Origin of the sequence: Cernens ardua (genome assembly GCF_051251085.1) — a bacterium.
Taxonomy (GTDB): domain Bacteria; phylum Pseudomonadota; class Gammaproteobacteria; order Pseudomonadales; family Halomonadaceae; genus Cernens; species Cernens ardua.
Genome location: NZ_JBPCZH010000002.1, coordinates 79824 through 102068 on the forward strand (window position 1 = coordinate 79824; position 22245 = coordinate 102068).

Annotated in this window: 14 protein-coding genes; 9 read left to right on the top strand and 5 right to left on the bottom strand. The window is 51.4% G+C overall.

The window, feature by feature from the left end; all coding sequences use genetic code 11:
* Positions 1 to 30: 30 nt before the first annotated feature.
* The 3 genes from LMG33818_RS04920 to LMG33818_RS04930 all read right to left on the bottom strand — a co-directional run bounded on the left by LMG33818_RS04920 (position 31) and on the right by LMG33818_RS04930 (position 5114).
* A complete protein-coding gene (locus LMG33818_RS04920) occupies positions 31 to 972 on the bottom strand; it encodes an SPOR domain-containing protein (protein WP_442322254.1) in 942 nt (313 codons plus the stop codon).
* Positions 972 to 2663: an arginine--tRNA ligase gene (gene argS, locus LMG33818_RS04925; RefSeq protein WP_442322255.1), complete on the bottom strand. Its 1692-nt coding sequence runs from the start codon at positions 2661 to 2663 to the stop codon at positions 972 to 974. The genes LMG33818_RS04920 and argS overlap by 1 nt, the downstream gene beginning before the upstream one ends.
* A gap of 231 nt (positions 2664 to 2894) precedes the next feature.
* Complete coding sequence (locus tag LMG33818_RS04930) at positions 2895 to 5114, bottom strand: primosomal protein N' (protein WP_442322256.1); 2220 nt, start codon at positions 5112 to 5114, stop codon at positions 2895 to 2897.
* Between the two features lie 513 nt (positions 5115 to 5627).
* On the opposite strand from LMG33818_RS04930, the gene rpmE reads away from it, so the two are divergent.
* Both rpmE and LMG33818_RS04940 read left to right on the top strand, forming a co-directional pair.
* Positions 5628 to 5840: a 50S ribosomal protein L31 gene (rpmE, locus tag LMG33818_RS04935; RefSeq protein ID WP_442322257.1), complete on the top strand. Its 213-nt coding sequence runs from the start codon at positions 5628 to 5630 to the stop codon at positions 5838 to 5840.
* 92 nt (positions 5841 to 5932) lie between these two features.
* Positions 5933 to 6088 (top strand): hypothetical protein, encoded by a 156-nt coding sequence (locus LMG33818_RS04940; RefSeq protein ID WP_442322258.1) that lies wholly within the window; start codon positions 5933 to 5935, stop codon positions 6086 to 6088.
* Positions 6089 to 6264: 176 nt separating this feature from the next.
* On the opposite strand, the gene LMG33818_RS04945 is transcribed toward LMG33818_RS04940, so the two are convergent.
* A complete protein-coding gene (locus LMG33818_RS04945) occupies positions 6265 to 7107 on the bottom strand; it encodes a DUF481 domain-containing protein (protein WP_442322259.1) in 843 nt (280 codons plus the stop codon).
* Entirely contained in the window at positions 7091 to 9604 is a 2514-nt protein-coding gene (locus LMG33818_RS04950; RefSeq protein WP_442322260.1) for a penicillin-binding protein 1A, read from the bottom strand. The genes LMG33818_RS04945 and LMG33818_RS04950 overlap by 17 nt, the downstream gene beginning before the upstream one ends.
* 148 nt (positions 9605 to 9752) lie before the next feature.
* Here LMG33818_RS04950 and LMG33818_RS04955 point away from each other — a divergent pair, with 148 nt between their 5' ends.
* The 7 genes from LMG33818_RS04955 (at position 9753) to gltB (ending at position 22183) form a co-directional block, all read left to right on the top strand.
* Positions 9753 to 11075: a hypothetical protein gene (locus LMG33818_RS04955; RefSeq protein ID WP_442322261.1), complete on the top strand. Its 1323-nt coding sequence runs from the start codon at positions 9753 to 9755 to the stop codon at positions 11073 to 11075.
* Positions 11069 to 12079 carry a hypothetical protein gene (locus LMG33818_RS04960; protein ID WP_442322262.1) on the top strand — a complete coding sequence of 337 codons (1011 nt, stop codon included), beginning with the start codon at positions 11069 to 11071 and terminating at the stop codon, positions 12077 to 12079. Before LMG33818_RS04955 ends, LMG33818_RS04960 begins: the two co-directional genes overlap by 7 nt.
* Positions 12072 to 13349, top strand: a complete 1278-nt coding sequence (locus LMG33818_RS04965) for a hypothetical protein (RefSeq protein WP_442322263.1) — start codon at positions 12072 to 12074, stop codon at positions 13347 to 13349. Before LMG33818_RS04960 ends, LMG33818_RS04965 begins: the two co-directional genes overlap by 8 nt.
* Positions 13342 to 15159: a type IV pilus secretin PilQ gene (locus tag LMG33818_RS04970; protein ID WP_442322264.1), complete on the top strand. Its 1818-nt coding sequence runs from the start codon at positions 13342 to 13344 to the stop codon at positions 15157 to 15159. The genes LMG33818_RS04965 and LMG33818_RS04970 overlap by 8 nt, the downstream gene beginning before the upstream one ends.
* A 9-nt stretch (positions 15160 to 15168) precedes the next feature.
* Entirely contained in the window at positions 15169 to 15711 is a 543-nt protein-coding gene (aroK, locus tag LMG33818_RS04975) for a shikimate kinase AroK (RefSeq protein WP_442322265.1), read from the top strand.
* Positions 15712 to 15906: 195 nt separating this feature from the next.
* Positions 15907 to 17010, top strand: coding sequence for a 3-dehydroquinate synthase (gene aroB, locus LMG33818_RS04980; protein ID WP_442322266.1), 1104 nt, complete (start codon positions 15907 to 15909; stop codon positions 17008 to 17010).
* 721 nt (positions 17011 to 17731) lie between these two features.
* Entirely contained in the window at positions 17732 to 22183 is a 4452-nt protein-coding gene (gene gltB, locus LMG33818_RS04985) for a glutamate synthase large subunit (protein ID WP_442322267.1), read from the top strand.
* Positions 22184 to 22245 lie beyond the last annotated feature (62 nt).

A 22245-nucleotide genomic window follows, 5' to 3' on the forward strand; every position in this document is an offset into this window, starting at 1 on the left:
TCTCCAGCCATGTACCTGATCGTTACCATATCAGCGCTGACGAATGGTCAACGCATCAATGCCTTTGCTTTGCATTACACTACGTGCATGTGTCAGTGCATTCGAGTCGGTGAAGGGGCCTGCCTGTACCCGATACCAGGTTGTACCATCGCTGGTTTGGACCTGCGTTACCTGCATGGTTAGCCCCATTTGACGGAAATTGCTGGCCATGGTGTTGGCATCGGACTGGCTCTTGAACGATGCCGCCTGAAGCATGTAGCTCACGCCACCGAAACTGGAAGACGTATTGCTGTTGGTACTTCCTGCATTGTTCGTATGACTGGATGTGCTGGTCGATGCTGTTTGACGCGGCGGAGTGGCCGGTTTCGTAGCGGGGCGACTGTTTGCTGATGCCGCCGTCTGATTCGATGCCGCTGCCGTATGAGTTGATGTACTGTTGGCAGCACTATTATTGGAACCGGCATTGGACGAGCCACCACTACCCGATGTTCCAGCTGTTGAGCCCGAATCGTTTTGTGTGCTCGGAATATCAGGTGCGATCACTTCAGATTCAGGTAGCAGGGTATAGAACTCGAAAGAGGGCATTTTCGTCGTGTTATCACCTGATGCCTGCCCATTACCCGTCTTTTGATCGGTATTGGTATCCGAGGATGTATTGTCAGTCGTGGAACGCGTCATGATGGAAGCGTTCCCTCCCTGCGGTTTCTCAGGATGGGAAGACGTCAGAAAATGTTTGCCCAACAAAACACCGATAATCAGAATCAGAATGATCCATGCCCATAAGGGGATAGGACCACTTGCCGCCGGTTGAACGCGGCGTTGGGTCGTTTGGCTAGCGCCTGAGCGGCTACTACTGGCGCGCTGGTTTCCTCGTGGACTGCCGCTACGCTGACCATTTCTGTTTTGACCACCGTTTTTGGATGGTCGCTGTTGGGACGCGGATGAACGCGTATCATTTTGCCGAGGTGGCATTACATCTCCTCCGGTGCAGACAGGCCAAGAAGCTCAAGCCCGTTGTGCAGCACCTGTTTAACGGCTGAAGCCAGTGCAAGACGTGCGTTTCTTACTTTTACGTCATCTGTCATGATTTTGACAGCATTGTAGTAGGAGTGGAAATCCGCTGCCAATTCCTGCAGGTATTGTGCAACCTGATGAGGCTCATGCGCTTTGGCAGCACGTTGGATCAGTTCGGGGAAGCCCGCCATTTTGTTCAATAGGGCTTTTTCGTGATCATCTTCAAGCAGGGCAAGATTTTCCAGCCCCACAGTTGAATCAAAAGGGGTCCCCTGTTCCGCAGCCTTGCGCAAGATGCTGTTCAGTCGTGCATGGGCATATTGCAGATAATACACAGGGTTATCTGCCGACTGGGACAGCGCAAGATCAATGTCGAATGTGAGTTGCGAATCGCCCTTGCGAGAAACCAGGAAGTAACGAGTTGCATCCTTGCCCACTTCATCAATCAGGTCTCGCAGGGTGACATAGCTACCGGCGCGCTTGGAGAGCTTGACCTCTTCCCCGCCACGCATCACCGTCACCATCTGATACATGGCATATGATGGCCAGCCTTTGGGGATACCCTCATCCAGCGCCTGCAGGCCTGCACGAACGCGGGCCAGCGTCGAATGGTGATCTGCCCCATGCACGTTGATAACCGTTTTGAAACCACGGCGCCATTTATCAAGATGGTAGGCAACATCCGGCAGGAAGTAGGTGTAATGGCCATCTTTCTTGCGCATGACACGATCCTTGTCATCACCGTATTCCGTGGTGCGCAGCCATAAAGCACCATCGGCTTCGTAGGTGTGTCCTTCGCTGACCAGTCGATCGACGGTTTCAGCGACCTTGCCATCCTTGTACAGGGAAGATTCGAGGAAAAAGTGATCGAATTCAATGGCGAAGGCTTTCAGGTCAAGATCCTGTTCGTGGCGCAAATAGGCGACTGAAAATTCACGTACCGCTTCACTGTCTTCGGGATCTGCCTTGGCGGTTACCTTGCGGTCATCAGCGACGACTGTTTCACCTTGCATATAGGCGTGCGCGATATCCTTGATGTATTCACCGCGGTAACCATCTTCAGGCCAGGAAGGGTCAGAGGGTTCAAGCCCTTTGATACGGGCAATGACCGAACGTGTCAGATTTTCGATCTGCGCACCGGCATCGTTGTAGTAGAACTCGCGGGTCACCTGATGGCCAGTGGCTTCAAGCAGGCGCGCAATACAATCGCCCAATACTGCATTGCGTCCATGGCCCACATGCAATGGCCCGGTCGGGTTGGCAGAAACAAATTCGACCTGGACCTTATCGCTGGCCGCCTTTCCAGCCGAAGAGTGACCAAATTGATCCCCTTGCTGCAATACGTGATCCACGATTTGTGCCGCAGCCGAGGTATTTGCAAAAAAGTTGATGAAGCCGGGGCCTTTCACCTCTACCTTGCTGATAATGTCTGATGCCGGCAATGCATTGATCAGGCGGTCGGCTACCTCACGGGGAGGCATTCCGGCGGGTTTCGCCAATACCATGGCAAGGTTGGTCGCATAATCACCGTGGGATTTGTCGCGAGTGCCGTCGATACGGATATCAGTGGAGAGATCTTGAGGCAGCAGGCCCTCACTCTTGAGCGTTTCAAGGGCTTGATTCAGGAGCTCAAGGAGCGATTCTTTCATTTGGGTAACCATCTTGAATATAAGTGAAGCAACTCAACAGCCACGACCAACATTGAGCATTGATGGCTTGAAAGGGTGTCATGATCAAGCATCAACACATTTTCAAGCGGGCTGTAAAGTTCAGAAATACAGGGATTAGGCGCTATTATGGGGCAGCCTTGAATTTGCCTCAAGTCAAAGGCGGTGATCTGTCCTCATGATGTACTGTTGTTACGTCGATTTGTATCCCTTTTATGCCATAGTGACAGGATCAATATCGATTGACCAACGAATACGACGTGCTGCTGGCGTTTGTTCCAGCCATTGGATCAGCCAGTCGCACGCCTGATGGAGCTGGCTTCGTTTGCCTCCAATCAACATCAATTGAGCATGGTAGCGGTTTTGGCGGCGCTCCATGGGGGCGGGGACGGGCCCAAGGCAGTGCACTCCCAGTTGGGCGTTTGACATCCACTGGCGAAGCGCATCGCCACCCTGTGTAAGTAATTCATCCACCTGCTGCTGTTGAGCCGATTCGGCTCTCAACAAGGCCATATACTGAAAAGGCGGTAGCTGGGCAGCTTTTCGTTCATCCAGCAATTGGTAAGCGAGGGCATCGTAACCCTGATTGACCAATAACTGGAGATGTTCATCTTCAGGGCGCATGGTCTGGATCAATACACGCCCCTGCAATGCGCCACGGCCCGCCCGGCCTGCCACCTGTACCAGTAACTGAGCGCTATGCTCCATGGCTTTGAAGTCACTGCTATAGAGTCCACCATCTGCATTAACGACGACGACCAGTGTTACATGGGGGAAATGGTGCCCCTTGGCTAACATTTGTGTGCCCACCAGCAGGCAGGGTTCGCCACTGTGTATGGTGCGAAGGGCCTGATCAAATGCTCCCTTGCGGCGCGTGCTGTCGCGATCAATACGAATGATGGCCGTATCGGGGAAGCGCGCACCGAGGGTTTCTTCTGTCCGTTCGGTACCGGCACCCAGGGGGCGCAAGTCGGCGCTGTTGCATTTGGGGCAGGCATCCGGCAAGGGTGCATGTGAATCACAGTGGTGGCACACCAGTTCCGCCGGTGAGCGGTGCAATGTCATGTGCGCATCACAGTTCCTGCAATTGAAAATATGGCCGCACTCCTGGCATGCCAGCGTTGGCGCAAAGCCTCTTCGATTGATGAAAATCAGTACCTGATTACCTTGCTTCAGCTGTTCTTCAATAGCATGCATGGCATCTTCGCCGACACCGCCTTCCCGACGTTTGACACGTAAATCCAGCAGTTCCAAACGTGCAAAAGAGGCATTGGCCGCGCGTTTGGTCAAACGAACATGTTCGAAGTCACCGTTGAGAGCATGATTCAGGGATTCCAGTGATGGCGTGGCACTCCCCAGGATGACGGGAATATTCTCATGCCTTCCCCTGACCAACGCCAGGTCACGCGCATGATAGCGCAGGCTTTCCTGTTGCTTGAAAGAGGCATCATGCTCTTCGTCCACAATGATGGCCTTTAGCGATGCCATGGGCGTGAATATCGCTGAACGTGTGCCAATGACAATGCTGGCCCGGCCAGAACGAGCGGCTTCCCATACGTCAAGACGTTCATGATCGCTCATGCCAGAGTGCATCATGACGACATGGGTATTGAAACGTCGTTTGAAACGTTCAAGCGTTTGCGGTGTGAGGCCGATCTCCGGAACCAACACCAGGGCTTGCCCACCACGCTCAATAACGGTCTCGATAAGTTGCAGATACACTTCCGTTTTTCCACTTCCCGTAACCCCATGTAAAAGTACAGGGAAGTAGCGTGACAACCCTTGATGAAGGAGTGAAAGTGCAGCACCTTGTTCACGGTTAAGAGGTAGTGAAGGCTCCGCCAGTAGTTTTTTCCCTTCAGGAAGGGCAGCGCAGCTCAAGGGCTCTTCGTGACTTGATATCAAGCCTTTTTCTTCCAGCCCTGTGAGTTGTGTTCGGGTGAATCCATGCGCCTGAATGGCTGAGCTGGTGAGCCCCTGTGGATATTTTTTCAGCACATCCAATAGCTCAGCCTGTTTGTAGGCCCGCCCCAACGCTTCAGGACGTGTTTCCTGACCCTTGGCCGTGCTGCACCATCTTTCACGTGTGCGTGCTTCAAGAGGGCGCCCGTGACGCAATAGGCCGGGCAGGGCCTGCATCAGTGTGTCGCCGAGGGCATGTTGATAATAACGAGCCGTAAAGTGGCATAGCCACCACCAGTCCTCTGGCAACGGGTGATCGTCAATGCGGGTTTGAATTGGCTTGAGCTTGTCAAGTGGTACTTCTGTTGAATCAGTCACTTCTACCACAATGCCCAGCACTGTTCGGTTGCCGAATGATACTTTCACACGAATTCCGGGCTGCCAACCCGACTCAGGGGGGGCACCGGCAGCGGAATAATCAAACAGGAGGCGCAACGGAGAAGCCACCGCGACGCGAAGTATGGTTGGCATGAGCATCCAGTGTTGATATTGGGGGTGGTAGCTCTTTTGTTGAGGCGAAAGTATGTTATTTCAATACATGCCTATGGCTATAGAACCACTATTATATACCGGATTCATGTCTATCCGGCCACGTGCTGACAACAGTGTTGGCCTAAGGGAATTAAGCTGCTAGAATACGCGCCCTCGGCTATTCAGGACTTGGTACTTGTGAGCGTGGGGCATTGGCCTGCACTTCAGGGGCAACGTGCCTTTTCGATATCGCACCTTCAGGTAGATACTGACATGAGGGAACGTGAATGGCACCAGTATACTCTATGCGGCCTTCGCCCTGTAACCGGCCCTTGTCATATGCCTGGTGATCCGCGTTAACGTGTTTCGTGCATAACGCATATTCACATGGTGCTGTCACCGATATATGGTCGAGCCAATTCTATCCATTTTTTTGCATGCGGTATCAGGCAGGGCACGACGCTAATTCCGTGCAGGACTTGATCTGATGGCGGCATGCAGAGTGAGGTTTTTATGAAAGAATCAATTCATCCCCAGTACAACACCATTTCTGCTTCATGCTCTTGCGGTGCCAAATTCGAGTTGGGCAGTACATCCAATGAAGATCTGAACCTGGATGTATGCTCTCATTGTCATCCGTTCTATACAGGCAAGCAGAAACAGGCAAACACGGGTGGTCGTGTTGAGCGTTTTAACAAGCGTTTTGGTGCTGCTATCAAACGCTAAGTGCTTATCAGCCAGTTGTAGAGGTGGGCGCTGTCATAATGGGCGTGGCACATTTCTACACAAGGACGCACTCTTTCAGGGTGCGTTTTTTTATGTCTGTAATAAATGAATACGATGACTATATACGCCCATTGATGAATGCCAGACATGAGCAGGGCACCGGAAACAATGCGCTTATGGATATGGAGCCAACTATCGTTGGACACTATGAAGTTGTAGATAAGGAGTTGTCGATGGAGTTGTTGTAGATTATAGATGAGACGTAATCATCGATGATAAGTAGTTATAGATGATGATAAGTAAAAGTAGGGAAGTGGTTTCAAAGCTCAAATCACGCTGGGGTGAATAGTCGATCTGGGCCAAGATCAGTGGCATGACGAAACAAGTGGGAGAGTGGACCTCGAATGCGTATAAAAAAGACCGGCTAGAAATTATATTGAAGGCTCACCGTCGTAGTGGTATCGGTTGCATAGGTTGCATTGGCAGGAGGGTTACTGTTGTAATCAATCAAGTATTCCAGGCGTAACGTAAAATCCTTGTTTAGCCCCACATTTAAAGAGGTATCGCTGTGAGTCGCCATTGAACGACCAGCGACTTCCACTCCCGCATTCTGTTCGAGTGAGACACGATCCGAGAGTGTATATTTGTAGTCAAAGCCAAGATACGCCAATGGACGGTAATAGATCGGCCCACGCTTGAGCTTGTCACGCCGGATTCCTGGGCCAATGTCTACATCCAGGGAATTTCTCTTTGTATCAATCAGTTGCCGACCATAGCCACCGGCAATCGAAAGCTGATTCTGGTAACCACTGAATCGATTGAAGCTTAATCGTACCTGACTGAACAGGAAAGAATCCTGATCCAGATTATACCGGGTTCTTCCTGCAAAGACGTAACGTTCATCCGTATGCGTTTTTTTCGTCCCTGAAGCGTAGGTATAAGCATTGAAATTATACGTCCATTTCTTGCGATACCAGGTCAGGTTGGTACTACCGTTGAGCGTTCGAGTGGTATCGTTCCCTCCATTTTCGTTGAATCCAAACTGTACCTGCCCATCAAAATCCCGATCGACCTTGGATGGTGTGACCAAGGTTGCGAAATCCGTAATGGTGTAGTTGGTTTCTGCATACGCAGGGCACGAGGCGACTGGCAAAGCGAGTGCAAGTCCAAGTGTCAAAAGAGGGTGGGAACAGGAGGTGGGTAGTTTTGCCGCAAAGTGCCGACCCCGAAGGGTCGGCAAAAATCCACTTTTAGAAAATGGCGTCATAAGAGCCAGTGCCTTGCGAGCCCGACTGATCTTCAAGCTTGGGCTGAACCGCAGGCTGCTGATATGCCGGTGTGTTGTTGGCGTCGAATATTTCCTGAATGCCACCCGGAACATTGTCAGGCAGGCGCAGCCCCGTACGAGGATCGATACGCAGCGTGACAATATTATCCGGACGTGGTGATTCTTCCGCCGGAACCCCTTTTAACGCACTGCCCATGAATTGTGTCCAGATGGGCACAGCCGCCCTGGCAGCATATTCGTGAAGGGAGGCATTGTTGTCCATGCCTACCCACACAGTAGCGACGAGGTGTGTGTTGAATCCGGCGAACCACGCATCGCGTTCATCATTGCTTGTTCCAGTTTTGGCGGCCAGATCAGGACGATTCAGAGCACGCGCATACCGGCCTGTTCCCTTACGGATGACATCTTTCATCATGTCCTGTAACAGGTAAACCGAGGCAGGATCAGCAATACGTTTTGCTACAGGATAAAGGCGACCATTGATATTGACCGTGGTCTGATCCGGAGCACATTGCGTGCACACAACAGGGGCTGCTGGTTCCTCAAGAATATTTTTGGGATTATCGCCACGGGTGATGCTACTGATGTACCACGGAATCACGTTGTAGCCACCATTGGCAATCTCGGCATAACCGCGAGCCATCTCAAGCGGGGAGAGCGAGGCACTTCCCAACGCAAGTGACAATCCGTTCGGTAATTGTGAACGGTTAAAGCCCATTTGTTCGAGCAAATTCAGCGTTTTGTCCAGCCCCGTCATGCTTAGCGCACGGATCGCCACAAGGTTACGCGACTCATACAGGCCAACGCGCAGGCGTGTTGGACCCGAGAAGGTCAATGTATCGTTTTGGGGTCTCCAGGCTTTACCATCTGCCTGATTTTGCACAATGGGCGCATCATTGATCACTGTAGCCGGTGTCATGTGACCCTGTGACAAGGCAGACAGATAGATGAAGGGTTTGAAACTGGAACCAGGCTGGCGGCGTGCCTGCGTTGCACGGTTAAAGTGGCTATGGTCAAAACTGAATCCACCCTGAAGTGCAAGGATCGCACCGTTATCGGGATTCAGGACGACGATCGCTCCCTCTACCCGTGGGATCTGGGAAAGACGCCAATGCGCGTTATTGTCGCCTTCGTGCATAACACGAATCAAATCACCTCGTGAAGCCAGTTGTGCTGCGCTGCTATAGCCGCGTGCACGTGCTGCCCAGCGCAGGTCTGACCAGTCAAGGGTCTCCAGCTCACCATTCGCCAGCAGGATACGCATATTGCGGCCTTGTGTATCCACCACAATAGCGGGCTGAAGCGGGCCAATTGCCGGCGTATTTGAAAGTACTTTTACCCAATTGGATACATCGAAATTCAGCCCCTGAACATGGGTGCTACTACGTTCGGCGGCCTGACGCGCGGTGCGCTCAACATCCGGTGAAGCGGAAAGCTCCTGCTCGAGCCCTCGGCGATCTACTGTGTTCTGGGCTTCGGCGAGGGTTGCCGGTATCTGTGTGCGCTCAGGCCCACGCCATCCATGACGCTCGTCATACGCCATTAATCCATCGATCAATGCACTGCGGGCATCATTCTGTTTTTTGCTATCCAGCGTCGTCGTAATGGTATAGCCATTGGTATAAGCCGCGCTTCCGAAGCGTGACACTGCAAACTCCCTTGCCATCTCCGCTACATAGCCGGCTTTCACCTGAGCAATGTTATGAGCACGTTGCACGTGGATGGGCGCTTCAACCGCAGATTTGTACTGTTGATCAGTGATGTATCCGAGGTCGCGCATGCGCAAGAGAACCCAGTTACGGCGAATCAGTGAGCGTTCAGGATCGGTAATCGGGTTAAGCGTAGACGGGGCTTTGGGCAAGCCCGCAATGGTTGCTGCTTCCGGAAGGGTTAATTTTGACAGCGGTTTGCCGAAATAGACTTCTGCAGCAGTACTAACGCCATACGCACCCTGCCCCAAATAGATCTTGTTGGCATAGAGCTCGAAGATCTGTTGTTTGGTCAGAATACGTTCCATCTGAAGCGACAACATGATCTCGCGGATTTTTCGCGCGAAGGTTTGGTCCAGCGTCAGTAGGTAGTTACGCGCTACCTGCATGGTAATGGTACTACCGCCGGAGACGATCTGCCCCCGATGAGCAAGCTGAAGCGCTGCGCGGGCTAGACCTTTGGGATCTACACCATCGTGATGGAAAAAGTCCTGATCCTCGGCGGAGACGAAAGCATCGACCATATCCGTCGGGATCTGGTTGTAGGTCACCAGAGTACGCCGCTGCTCGCCAAATTCGCCGATCAGTTTGTGATCAGCCGTATAGACACGCAGAGGCATGGCCAGTTGGTAGTCCTCCAGTGCGTGCACGTTGGGAAGGCTGGGCATGAAATAAATGGCAGCGCCCGAAACGGCAAGCAACACAGCTGCGATCACGGAAACCGCAAGCCAGAAGAGGTGGAAGATTATGCGTTTAGTTGACTTCATTCAAAACAGCCCATCTCAGGAGGGGGGTCATATTGATTACACAAAACGTAAAGCAATCACGGATTTTCTTAGCCGTTTTGCAACGGCGTACTCAGTCATACGAGTTAAAACTGCACTATATTATAGGTAGCTCATGGAGTTGGGGCCAGTGATAAAGCATGTCAGCATGTTGCAGATGCGTAAACGAATAGCTCGAGTACGCAAATCATTAATGTTGAGACACTCAAGTCGATACAAGAGTTCAGGGGCATATCATATCGGTATTGCGGCTGAATCCGGGTGTCTTCGTGGTGTGCTGGTTGATTTTTCAGGGAAGGCTCCCGTGGTGAAAGCAACGGGGGAAGAGCCGTGCCCAGCCTATCCTGAAGGCTACAGCGCCGCCTTGCATGCACTGTCCTTACGGTTGAGGGTACCCTGTTTCCAGCGTTCACATGTTCAACCAGTGCAAGTCAACGCGCATACTCTGTTACCGGATAATGGGCTTCTGGAAGAAAACCTTTTCGTCCCCCGGGGGCTAACTCCACATGCGCTGACCACTCGACTTACGCACCATGTAGACGCGCTTTCCCAACGGTTGTCCACGCCGCTGACAACAGGGTTTTGCGCTGGGCTCTATAAAGTGGCGCTTGACCTTCCCATTGAAAAAGCCCCTCAGGGGCGCAAAAAAACAGGTAAAAATCGGTCAGCCGCGACGTCTGCCTGCACTGCGTCTACGATTCCCTGCTATCTCGGCATGTGCCGACAGGCGCTACTGAATCGGTACATGGTAGCATTTTCCGCTGCGGGTTTTAACCTGATCGCGGTCGAATCCACGACTGTAGCGCTTGCTCGATTGGCAAGTTTCCTGCCCGGTTTCGCACTTGTCTATCATACCGATCATGCACTGATTTTATTCGTGGGGCACCCATTGGCCGGGTGGTATCAGTCTCGTCTTCTGCCCCCCGACACCATGACATTCATTGCTGATGTTTCATCGAAGCCGTTACTAAAACCGCGAGGATATCGGCGTGCGTTGCTGGCTTATCGCTACTTTGATCATTGCGCATTTGTATTGTCGGTTCCCCGTCAACAAGGTGAAACGCTGAGCTCTTTCGGTCCTTCTCAGGAGATAACGGCGCTTGAACAACTCCTTGCACGCGCGCGTGAGCTGATGTCTGGTGGATGTGAGGAGGATGTGGTTCCGGGGATGTTGCGTCTTGCCCCCCATTCGCATCCATTACGCCTGAGTCAACTGTGGTTGGCTGGTAAACCTTTTGCCCATTCAGAAGAAATATTGAGTAAAGCTCTCGCTTTACCGGTAAAGCGATTCTCGCCTTCTCTATTGTTCTCCCCATCATCGTTGAACGAAACGTTTTTATCCTCTGTTTTGGATAAAACGAATTCGATGGAAGAGACGAATACACCGGATCTTTGTGAAGAACGGTATACGCTGCCCCTGGCGCTCGCATGGCGGGGGGCATATACATGCTGATTCAGTGTAATTTCCTGGATGATCTCTCAAGTGACAACCAGATTTCATCATGTGTTGTTCAAGAGATAGGCAGTTCCCGAAAAGAGCCCTTCGACGAAGATGTGGGGGCATCAGAATCGATTCTATCAAGGTCAAAGCGTTACGTATGGCGCTGTATTCACGGTGGGACGGGATGGCGTAACAGATCCTCTGCCTCGCTCTTCAAGCGTAGCATTTTTGCCATTTTTAGCGGTATCACGCTGTGCTCAATCGTGGGAGGAATGTGCCTGTTTGGATTGTTCTATTTCGGTCGGGCAGATTCAGCAGAACGTTATTCTGCCCCTAATGCTACACCGCGTCTTCAAGACGTGCAGGCAATGCACCATGAGCGTCACGGTGTGATGGTCATGACACGGTTTTTACAGCAACAGGTCAACCGTCGCCAATCCGTCGCCAATTGGTGGCAATTGTTGGCTGAAAGTACCGTATTGCTTCATGGCATTGAATGGCAGAGGAATGCTATTGAGTTTACCGTTTCTGGCCGTTTTTCGGCAATCAATGAATTGATGACCAAGGCCAGGTCGCTGAATGGCAGTATGAACGTTGTATTACGGGAATTTCGCCCCGACACCGCACACCGTCACAGCGGTTCAATCACAGGTGTCGCCCAGCTCAAAATGACGCTGTGTGATGTATCTCAGCGGGCAGTTTTGACTTCTTCGGCTGTAGAGGGGGCGAGGAGGTCGCCGTCAAACGGTATGCTCCCCATACACACAGCCTTCTTATCCAACAGGGATGTGTCCAACGACGATTGTGCTCCCATGGCAGCTTTACTGATGAATGAAGCTCTGCATGTAAATGAAGATCTACCGATGAGTGATGCTCTGTCGACCAATAGTATTTCGATGACCGAAAGAGCGAGGCATGAAGCCCCCCACCACGAGAAGGGGATAGATGCTTCTCCGGTTGATGACGCTTTGATAAATCAAAAGGAGCTGATGACAGAGGGGCCGTTGGATGAGTGATTTTAACCTCTTCGGCATTTACGGAATTCTTGAAAGACATGGTCAGCCGTTAAAGCGTGCGCAGGTTTTTTTTAACCGGTGGATCGCCATTTTTCGCGAAAGTACTTTGGCCGGATGTCATTGGGAGCTAAAGGACGCACGTTTTTGGCCCAAATGGTTATCGACAACTGTGCCGTTATGTCTGTTCGCTTTAACGATGTGCGTGGTGGGGTACGGGTGGCAGTCGGTGATTATGACGAAGTGGCATGCGACAAGTACCTATCATCGACAGCTTGCCCTTGCTGCCTATTCGCAAAGATTACGATCCACCAGACACGATGAGTGGACATCTCAGCGCAAGGCCATTCATCGCCAGTGGCTGACATTGCTGGATAAACTCTCTGCCCCCGTAAGCCCTATGGAAATATTGACCAGAAGAGCGGAGGAGAGCGGGCTGGTGTTGCGCCATTTGATGCCTTTGGAGAAGGAGGGGCGGCAGTCCTATAGCCTTCTTCTGGAAGGTCAATTTAACGGAATAATGAAATTTCTACTTGATCCTGTTGGAAAAAGTATTTGGACAATGGATGCGATGACGATCGAATTTGCCCCTGCAGATAGTCCCATTGGCAGTGTGGATTATGCGCTACCCAGTAGCATTAATAGTAAGGCCGTTGCGAGTGTTCAAAAAACGAGCATCCGTGGCAAAGGCGCTGACGTGACAACGAATTTACTCGCCAAGGGTAACCAATTGCTCAGTTTGGCCGTTGTCGTTTCGTGGATTGAACCCCGCCTTTTGGCGTCTGCCTTATCGAGTAAACAAGCAGACATCCACACCGAAGAGCAATCGACGCATATAGATCTACTGAACAAGGGGACCGCATTGTTGGATCAGCTCACCCATGGAGGCTTTGACAAACCGCGCCTTAATCCTTTTGAAAAGCGACTCGGTCTATCAGCAGTTGAATCCTCCGATATTTCATCAGTGACATCGGATGTGCACGCTTATTCAACTAATGAAGCCACGGCACCTCATCATGCTCACATGAAGAGACAAAAGGACAATCCTGAAGTGCTCTTTCTGGGTACTTTTAGTGATCAATGGGGTAGAAAGGCACTCGTAAAGGTTGGCGAAAACGCCCCTTGTATCGTTGATAAGGGCGCGCTCATTCCCACGCTCAAATTGAAAGTGATTGCGGTGGATAAGCGCGTGCTGATCTTGGAACATGCGGACGGTACCCGTGTCACTAGAGTCCTCAAGTATGGTTTGGGGGAATCAGTAAATCATGAGTAGATTATTTCCGTATGCATTGTCAGCCTGGCGCCCCCTTCACTCCGCATACTGGCTTTGGGCAAGTGCACTTGGCATGTTGTTTTTTCTGTTCACGGAAAGTGCCCATGCCATTGAGTTACGCGATATCTCTGTGCGCAAGGGGGAAAAGCACCTCGAAGTGCTATTGGATTTCGATACCACTGGGGCAGAGGTTCAGGCTATCACACTGGGTAAGCCTGCTCGCATTATGTTGACTCTACCGGGTGTGCGTACCTCGCTGTCAGAAAAACACGCGGGGCATTCTTATATTCAGCAAGTGACAGTGCAATCATTTCTAAAGCGCACCCGTGTCATGCTGGCGCTGAATCGACCTGTGGATTTTTCGTTGAAAAGAGAAGGCAATCGTATCCGTCTGCTATTGATCCCACAGACAAGGGAGCCGCAGACTGCACATTCACTAGCGCAACAAAATATCCAGCACCCGGGCATAGTTCAACACGTCCTGGTTCACTCAGATCTGGAACGACAAAATCTAGAACGACAAAACATGGAACGTCAGGCGTTTACCGCTAGACGCATCACTGCCGAGAGCGCTCTGGATCTTCCGGAGAAAGCCAAAAAAGCAGGCCCTGTCAGCATGGATGTCAGCGGTCTTTCAATAAAATCGGCACTCATGATGATGGCCGAGTCTGCCGGTATTGATATAGTGGTTTCGGATCAGGTGGAGGGGCATTTGACGTTAGCGCTCAATCAGCTGCCATGGTCCACTGCATTGGCATTGATTCTGGATGCCCATGGGTTGGTGAGCCAGCGCAAGGGCGATGTTCTTTGGATAGTGCCACAGCGTCAGGGGGATTCCACTGATACGCAACAAGTCGGGGATACAGCGCCGCTCACCATGGATATAATTCCTCTGAAGCATGCACGTGCAGAAACTCTGGCACAACTACTGAACGAATCGAAGGGGGCGGGGGTGCTTTCGTCGCGCGGACATGTCGCTGTTGATGCGCGTACCAATCAACTCCTTATCTCGGATACCCCTTCGCGCTTGAATCGTTTGCGCAAAACGCTGGTACATCTGGATGTTCCCTTGCGACAAGTGCAGATTGAGGCACGTATTGTTGTCGCGCGGGAAAATGTGTCGAGGCGACTGGGAGTCCGGTGGGGGCAAATGGGGCTATCTCCGGCGATTGAACGCCGTGGTTTCTCGGATACGACTGTCTCCCTGGGTTCTGGGCAGGCAGACGGCCTCTCCATGGGGATGGGGCTTGATCTAGGCAATGCAGAAACCCCCAGTGGAGCGCTGGGACTCGGCTTTATCAATAAAAATATACAGATTGGGCTTGAACTGAATGCGATGGAGCTGGAAGGATTAAGCCAGACACTGTCACAGCCACGCATCATGACGTTGGATCGTGAACCTGCCAATATTCGTCAGGGGCAGGAAATTCCCTATCAGAACAGTAGCAAGAGAGGAGCGACCCACACTACATTTCGTGATGCGGTACTGGCGCTGGAGGTTGTCCCCCATATTCGTGCCAATGACAAGGTATTAATGAAAGTGGATATTCAGAATGACAGTGTTGCAGGGCGCTATTTCAATGGGCTTCCAGCGATCAATACCAATCGAATCAAAACACAAGTCGTCGTTGATAATGGCGAAACGGTGGTGCTTGGCGGTATCCTATCGCAAAAGCAAAGCAATGATTTGCGAAAAATTCCATGGTTGGGTGACCTTCCGGGACTGGGAAAATTATTCCGCTATGCTGAAAAAGCGCAGGAACAGGTAGAATTACTGGTTTTTCTTACGCCCAATATCATTAATGAGTAGCAGGTAATTATGCGGGAACCGGTCAACATTTTTTTAATCGGTCCAATGGGCTCTGGAAAAAGTACCATTGGCAGGCTCCTTGCTCATGAGCTGGGGAGCCCGTTTGTCGATAGTGATCATGAGATCGAATATCGCTGTGGGTGCAATATCCCATGGATATTCGATGTCGAGGGCGAGGCAGGTTTTCGTGCGCGGGAAGCCAGGGTGATTGATCAGCTGACCCAGCATGAGGGGATTGTGCTGGCAACCGGTGGTGGTGCCATCAAATATGCCGCAAACCGCCAGTACCTTAGGGAACGTGGTGTTGTAGTGTTTTTGAATGCTTCCGTGTCGCAGCAGCTTAGACGTACGGCGAAGGATCGTAATCGTCCTTTACTTCAGTGCGATAATCCGGAACGAAAGCTGCGTGATTTGATGAATGAGCGTGAGCCCCTCTATAGAAAAACCGCACATATCATTATCAATACAGAAAAGCGTAGTCCTCGTGGCGTGATTGCCGAAATAAAACGTAATCTAAAGAATTATCGTCAGAAACACGCTACGACTAAATAAACACGTCACTACCCACACAATACGGGTAGCTCATGTTTTAAAGTGGAACGTAAACGCAGATGATAAGCAGACACGTCAGCACACTACTACGCTAGCAAACGATAAAGTGAAGGCCAGGAGCAGGGTAGAGCGGCTCCTCAAGTAAGTACCCATTAGCCGCTCCTACATGCATTATGAGTAGCATTAAGGAAGGATATGCAGACGTTAACGGTAGCACTGGGGGAGCGTAGTTACCCCATCCATGTAGGTGAAGGCCTGATAGATCAACCTGAACTGTATACGCCCCATTTTGCCGGGCGTCAGGTCATGATTGTGACAAATGACACCGTTGCGCCTTTATATCTTGAACAGCTCAAGTCTCAACTGACCGAGTATGAGGTGGCTGAGGTCATATTGCCTGACGGTGAACAGTACAAATCAGTCGATTATGTCGAACGAGTCTGGGATGCACTTCTGGCTGCCGGTTTCAATCGTCGAGCCACTATTATTGCCCTGGGTGGCGGTGTTATTGGCGATATGGCCGGGTTTGCCGCTGCCTGTTACCAACGTGGTATTGCGTTTATTCAGATGCCCACCACGTTGCTTTCGCAGGTAGATTCCTCTGTAGGTGGTAAAACGGGTGTCAATCATCCGCGCGGCAAGAATATGATTGGTGCTTTCTGGCAGCCACGTGCCGTTATTATTGATACGTTGACGTTGAATACCTTGCCCGCTTCCGAATTTTCGGCCGGGCTAGCTGAAGTCATCAAATATGGCTTTATTCGAGACGCTGAATTTCTTGATTGGCTTGAGTCCGACATGGCGGACCTGCGCCAACTGAAACCGGAAGCCTTGCGTCATGCCATTCTGCGCAGTTGCCAAATAAAAGCGGATGTAGTGGCTGAAGATGAAACCGAGCAGGGTGTGCGTGCATTGCTGAACCTGGGACATACCTTCGGCCATGCCATTGAAACGGATCAGGGGTATGGTCAGTGGTTGCATGGCGAAGCCGTGTCGACCGGTATGGTGATGGCCGCTGACTACAGTCAGAAATTGGGCGATATCACCGAGGCGGACACTCAACGTGTCAGGCAGATCCTGCTGGCAGCCGGGTTACCGATTGAAGCACCTCAAGGGATGAGCGCCGAGCGTTTCATTGCGTTGATGAAGCATGATAAAAAAGTTATCGATAAAGGCATTCGTTTGGTGCTACTGAATCGACTGGGTGACGCTCGGGTAGAGAGCGAGGTTGATGAAGCAGGGCTGTATCAGGCTATTGCTGATTTCCCCAGAAGCACATTACAGCGTGCAAGCGTCTAAACTTTACGCCTGTATCTAACCTCTACTTTACAGCCAGGATGATGAGCCGATAGCAGTGAAGCATTTGTAATGAAGCATTTGTAATGGAGTAATAGTAGCCAACAGTGCGCTATTATTCGAAACGGGTTCAGTCGGTCTGACGCTAGTACAGAGTGTTCAAAAGTGTCCCTTTTGCGGGGGCACTTTTTTTATGTGTGATTTTTACAAGAAAGCCTAAATTTCCGATTCGATATGCCGAAATACATGTGTACATGCTTGATAGTATATGAGCGATAAACCTCTCTCGGAAAATTCAAAATTGAAGCTTGTTGTTCCGTTATTCAAAGTTGGTCTCAAAGTAAAATCAGGATGCTGACAATCGTTTGACCGATGCGTGTAACCAATATTTGCATAGGGTATGCAAAATCGGCATGGAAATATTGGTAGGCGTTAATCGATCAAAAAGTGTACATGACGAGAATCGATTGCTGTTAACGTTTTGAATTTTAATCATTTTTCATTTTTTGGATTGTTATGATCAAACCAAATAGCCTGTTACAAATTATTCTGATTGCATCTCGGTTATTGCCTGATTAGTACAAAGCTCGGTATTCTTCTTGCCCCCTTTTTCGTTATGAATATAAAAAACTTGCGCAACTGGCTTTTAGAAGGGGGACGAAGAGAGGCACGTAATAACAATACTCTCAACCGAACAAGTGATTAGCATCTTGAGAGGCAATTCATGAAGCAGGGTCTATACCAGCCATCCGATTTCCGCGACAACTGTGGTTTTGGTCTAATTGCTCACATGCAGGGCAAGAAAAGCAATGATTTACTTGCGACTGCCATCCGTTCTCTGGCCTGCATGACTCATCGTGGTGGTATCAACTCTGATAATCGCACTGGAGACGGCTGTGGGTTGTTGTTCAGCATGCCCACCCAATTCATGCAGGAAACAGCTCAGGCACTCTTCAACGTTGATCTGGGCTCCCAGTTTGCCGTGGGTAGTGTTTTTTTTGCTGACGACGATGCAAAGGAAGCACATGCGCGTGAAGTCATGGAGCATGAGCTCGAAAGCCGTGGGCTTACCCTTTATGGATGGCGTGATGTTCCTGTCGACAAAGAAGTATGCGGCCCGATTGCACTCGCTTGTCTTCCTCGTATTCGCCAGCTATTTGTCGGACCGGCTAAAGGTCGTGAAGATGATGCTCTGTTTGCGGTGGATCTTTTCATGGCACGCCGCAAATCGGAAGAGCGGCTGCACGAGGACGAGGATTTTTATGTATCCTCTCTCTCTCACAAGGTTATCTCGTACAAAGGCCTGATGATGCCGGCAGATTTGCCGACCTTCTATCAGGATCTCAACGATGAACGTATGCAGACGTCCATCTGCGTATTTCACCAGCGCTATTCCACCAACACAGCGCCACGTTGGCCCTTGGCGCAGCCATTCCGCTTCCTCGCCCACAATGGTGAGATCAACACCGTTGAGGCCAACCGAAGCTGGGCCAATGCACGCCGTAAAAGCTTCAAGAGTGAGCTGCTGCCCGAGCTTTCCGAGCTCAATACGATTGTCTCTACTGAAGGGTCGGACTCCATGAGCATGGATAACATGCTCGAAGTCCTGCTGACCGGCGGGATGGAATTGCATCGGGCCATTCGCCTGATGGTGCCGCCTGCCTGGCAGAACATGCAGATCATGGACGCCGACCTGCGAGCCTTCTATGAATACAACTCCATGCATATGGAAGCGTGGGATGGCCCAGCTGGTATTGTAGTGACGGACGGGCGCCATGCGATCTGTACGCTGGATCGTAACGGCCTGCGCCCCGCACGTTGGGTCATTACCGATGATGGCTATATCACATTGGCCTCTGAAGTCGGCGTTAACGATGTATCCCCTGAACGTGTGGTTGCCAAAGGTCGTGTCGGCCCCGGGCAAATTCTGGCCGTTGATACGTATACCGGTGAACTGCTTCATACGGATGACATCAGTGACCGCCTGAAATCAGCGTATCCCTATAAACGCTGGTTGAAAGAAAAAGCGTATTACATTGAATCAGCGCTGACTGAGCTCATTCCCTTCGAACCCATGACGCATGACGAAGTCGTGCGCTTGCAAAAAACCTTTTTGGTCAGCTATGAAGAGCGCGACCAGATGCTGACTCCATTGGCCGAGTTTGGGCAGGAAGCCGTGGGGTCCATGGGGGATGACACGCCCATGGCTGTGCTTTCCCGTCAGCCTCGTTTGCTGACCGACTATTTTCGCCAAAAATTCGCGCAGGTCACGAATCCGCCCATTGACCCCTTGCGTGAATCCATTGTCATGTCGCTGGAAACCTGCCTCGGTGCCGAGCGCAACGTTTTCACGGCCACGCCGGATCATGCCAACCGTGTCATTCTGACAACGCCCATTCTTTCTCCCAGGAAATTCAAGGCGCTGACATCCTTTGAAGATGCTTCATTGCAGAGTCAGCGACTTTCCATGGCCTATAACCCTGATGAAATGGGCTTGAGACAGGCGATAGAAAACCTCTGCGAGCAAGCCGTTGAGGCCGCTCGAAATAATAAGGTCATCCTTGTTCTCAGTGATGCGGTGCTTGAAAAAGGGCAGTTACCTATTCATGCGGCACTTGCCGTAGGTGCTGTACATGCCCATCTGGGCAAGCTGGCTATTCGCCCGGAAGTGAACCTGATTGTCGAAACAGGCTTCGCGCGTGATTCCCACCAGATGGCGGTCTTATTTGGTGCCGGAGCAACAGCTATTTACCCCTACTTTGCGTATCAGGTCATGGCGGATATGCAACGTTCAGGAGATTTATCAGGGGACGCAGCACAAATTCGCGAGAATTATCGCAAAGGGTTGCAAAAAGGCTTGCTCAAGATCATGTCGAAAATGGGGATTTCCCATATTGCTTCCTATCGGGGCTCACTGTTGTTCGATGGTGTTGGCCTGAATAGCGAAGTTGTCGATCTTTGCTTCCCCGGCATGGCAACCCGCATTGAAGGGACTGGCTTCGCCGAACTCCAGATGCAACAGGTGATGTTGTCGCGTGAAGCTGAACTTGCACGCAAGCCGATTCGTCACGGTGGATTGCTCAAATACGTCCATGGTGCCGAATATCACGCTTATAACCCTGATGTGGTCAAGGCGCTGCAAGCCGCTGTTCAACAGGGTAATTATCAGGAGTGGAAGCGGTTTGCCCGTTTGGTCAACGAGCGTCCTGTCGCCACCTTGCGTGACTTGCTCAAGCTTTCTTCGGAGCAAACGCCGATCCCATTGGAAGAAGTCGAGCCCATCGAGGATCTGTTGCCGCGTTTTGACAGCGCCGGAATGTCATTGGGTGCCTTGTCACCGGAAGCGCATGCCAGCCTTGCACAAGCCATGAACGAGACGGGTGGCCGGTCCAATTCAGGTGAAGGTGGGGAGGACCCGGCCCGGTATAACACAATTCAGAACTCGAAGATCAAACAGGTGGCCTCCGGCCGATTCGGGGTAACGCCTGCGTATCTGGCGAGCGCTGAAGTCATGCAGATCAAGGTGGCACAGGGGGCAAAACCCGGTGAAGGCGGTCAGCTACCGGGTGCCAAGGTCAACAGCCTGATTGCACGTTTGCGATACGCTGTTCCAGGGGTGACGCTGATTTCACCCCCCCCTCATCATGATATTTACTCAATCGAGGATTTAGCCCAGCTGATTTTCGACCTGAAACAGGTCAATCCGAAAGCTCAGGTCTCGGTAAAACTGGTCTCTGAGCCCGGTATAGGCACGATCGCCGCAGGCGTCGGCAAGGCCTACGCGGATCTGGTCACCATTTCCGGCTATGACGGGGGAACGGCAGCAAGTCCGATTACTTCCATCAAGCACGCTGGCTCCCCATGGGAGTTAGGGCTGCCGGAAGTTCATCAGTCATTACGTATCAACGGGCTTCGTCACAAGATCCGGGTGCAGACAGACGGTGGTTTGAAAACGGGGCTGGATGTGATCAAAGCGGCCATTTTGGGCGCAGAAAGCTTCGGCTTTGGTACCGCTCCCATGGTGGCGCTTGGTTGTAAATACCTGAAAATATGTCACTTGAACAATTGTGCAACCGGTGTCGCGACTCAGGATGAACGCCTGCGTGAAGAACATTTCCGCGGTACCGTCGAAATGGTGAAGCATTACTTCCATTTCATTGCTGAAGAAGTTCGTGAAATTATGGCGAGTCTGGGGGTTCGCAAGCTTACGGACCTGATTGGCCGGACAGACCTGTTGACTCAAATCGAAGGGGATACTCGTTCGCAACACCGGCTGAACCTTGATCGACTACTGCACAATGACCATGTTCCAGCGGATGCTCCGCAATTCTGTACCGTGGATCGTAACCGTCCGCATGACCCGGGGACCAAGAACATGGAAATGCTGGGTGCCATGCAGGATGCGATCGAGAACGATACAGGGGGAGAATTCTCCTTTGATGTCACCAACTGTGACCGCTCATTGGGCGCTCGCGTCTCTGGTGAAATTGCACGCCGTTATGGTGAAGCCGGATTAAGTAATCCGCTCAAGGTTTCGCTGAAAGGGGTGGCCGGGCAAAGTTTTGGCGTGTGGAATGCTCGCGGGCTTGAAATGACGCTCTCCGGCGATGCCAACGATTATGTTGGTAAAGGGATGAACGGCGGTAAATTGGTCATCAAACCAGCGGAAGGCAACCGTTGTGAAACACAGCATACGACCATTATTGGCAACACTTGCCTCTATGGTGCAACAGGCGGGAAGCTGTTTGCCGTGGGGCAAGCGGGTGAGCGTTTTGCGGTGCGTAATTCCGGGGCTCATGCCGTCGTTGAAGGTGTCGGTGACCACGGTTGTGAATACATGACTGGCGGTGTCGTCTGCGTGTTGGGCCGCACAGGAGTCAACTTTGCGGCAGGGATGACAGGTGGATTCGCTTACGTTCTTGATGAAGACCGTGATTTTGTGGATCGCTACAACTATGAACTGGTCGAAATTCGCCGTATTAATACGGAAGAGATGGAAGCGTATCGTCGCCATCTGCGTGAAGTGATTCAGGAATATGTCAGCGAAACAGGCTCCGCCTGGGGCAAACATATTCTGGATGAATTCAACGACTACCTGCGCCACTTCTGGCTGGTCAAACCGAAAGCAGCCAGTCTGAAATCGCTTCTGGCCTTACCCAGTCGTAACGCGGAATAACCTGTGGCATGCCTGCGGGCATTGCCTGACCAGTTTTGATGAAATCCTCGCCGTAATGGCTT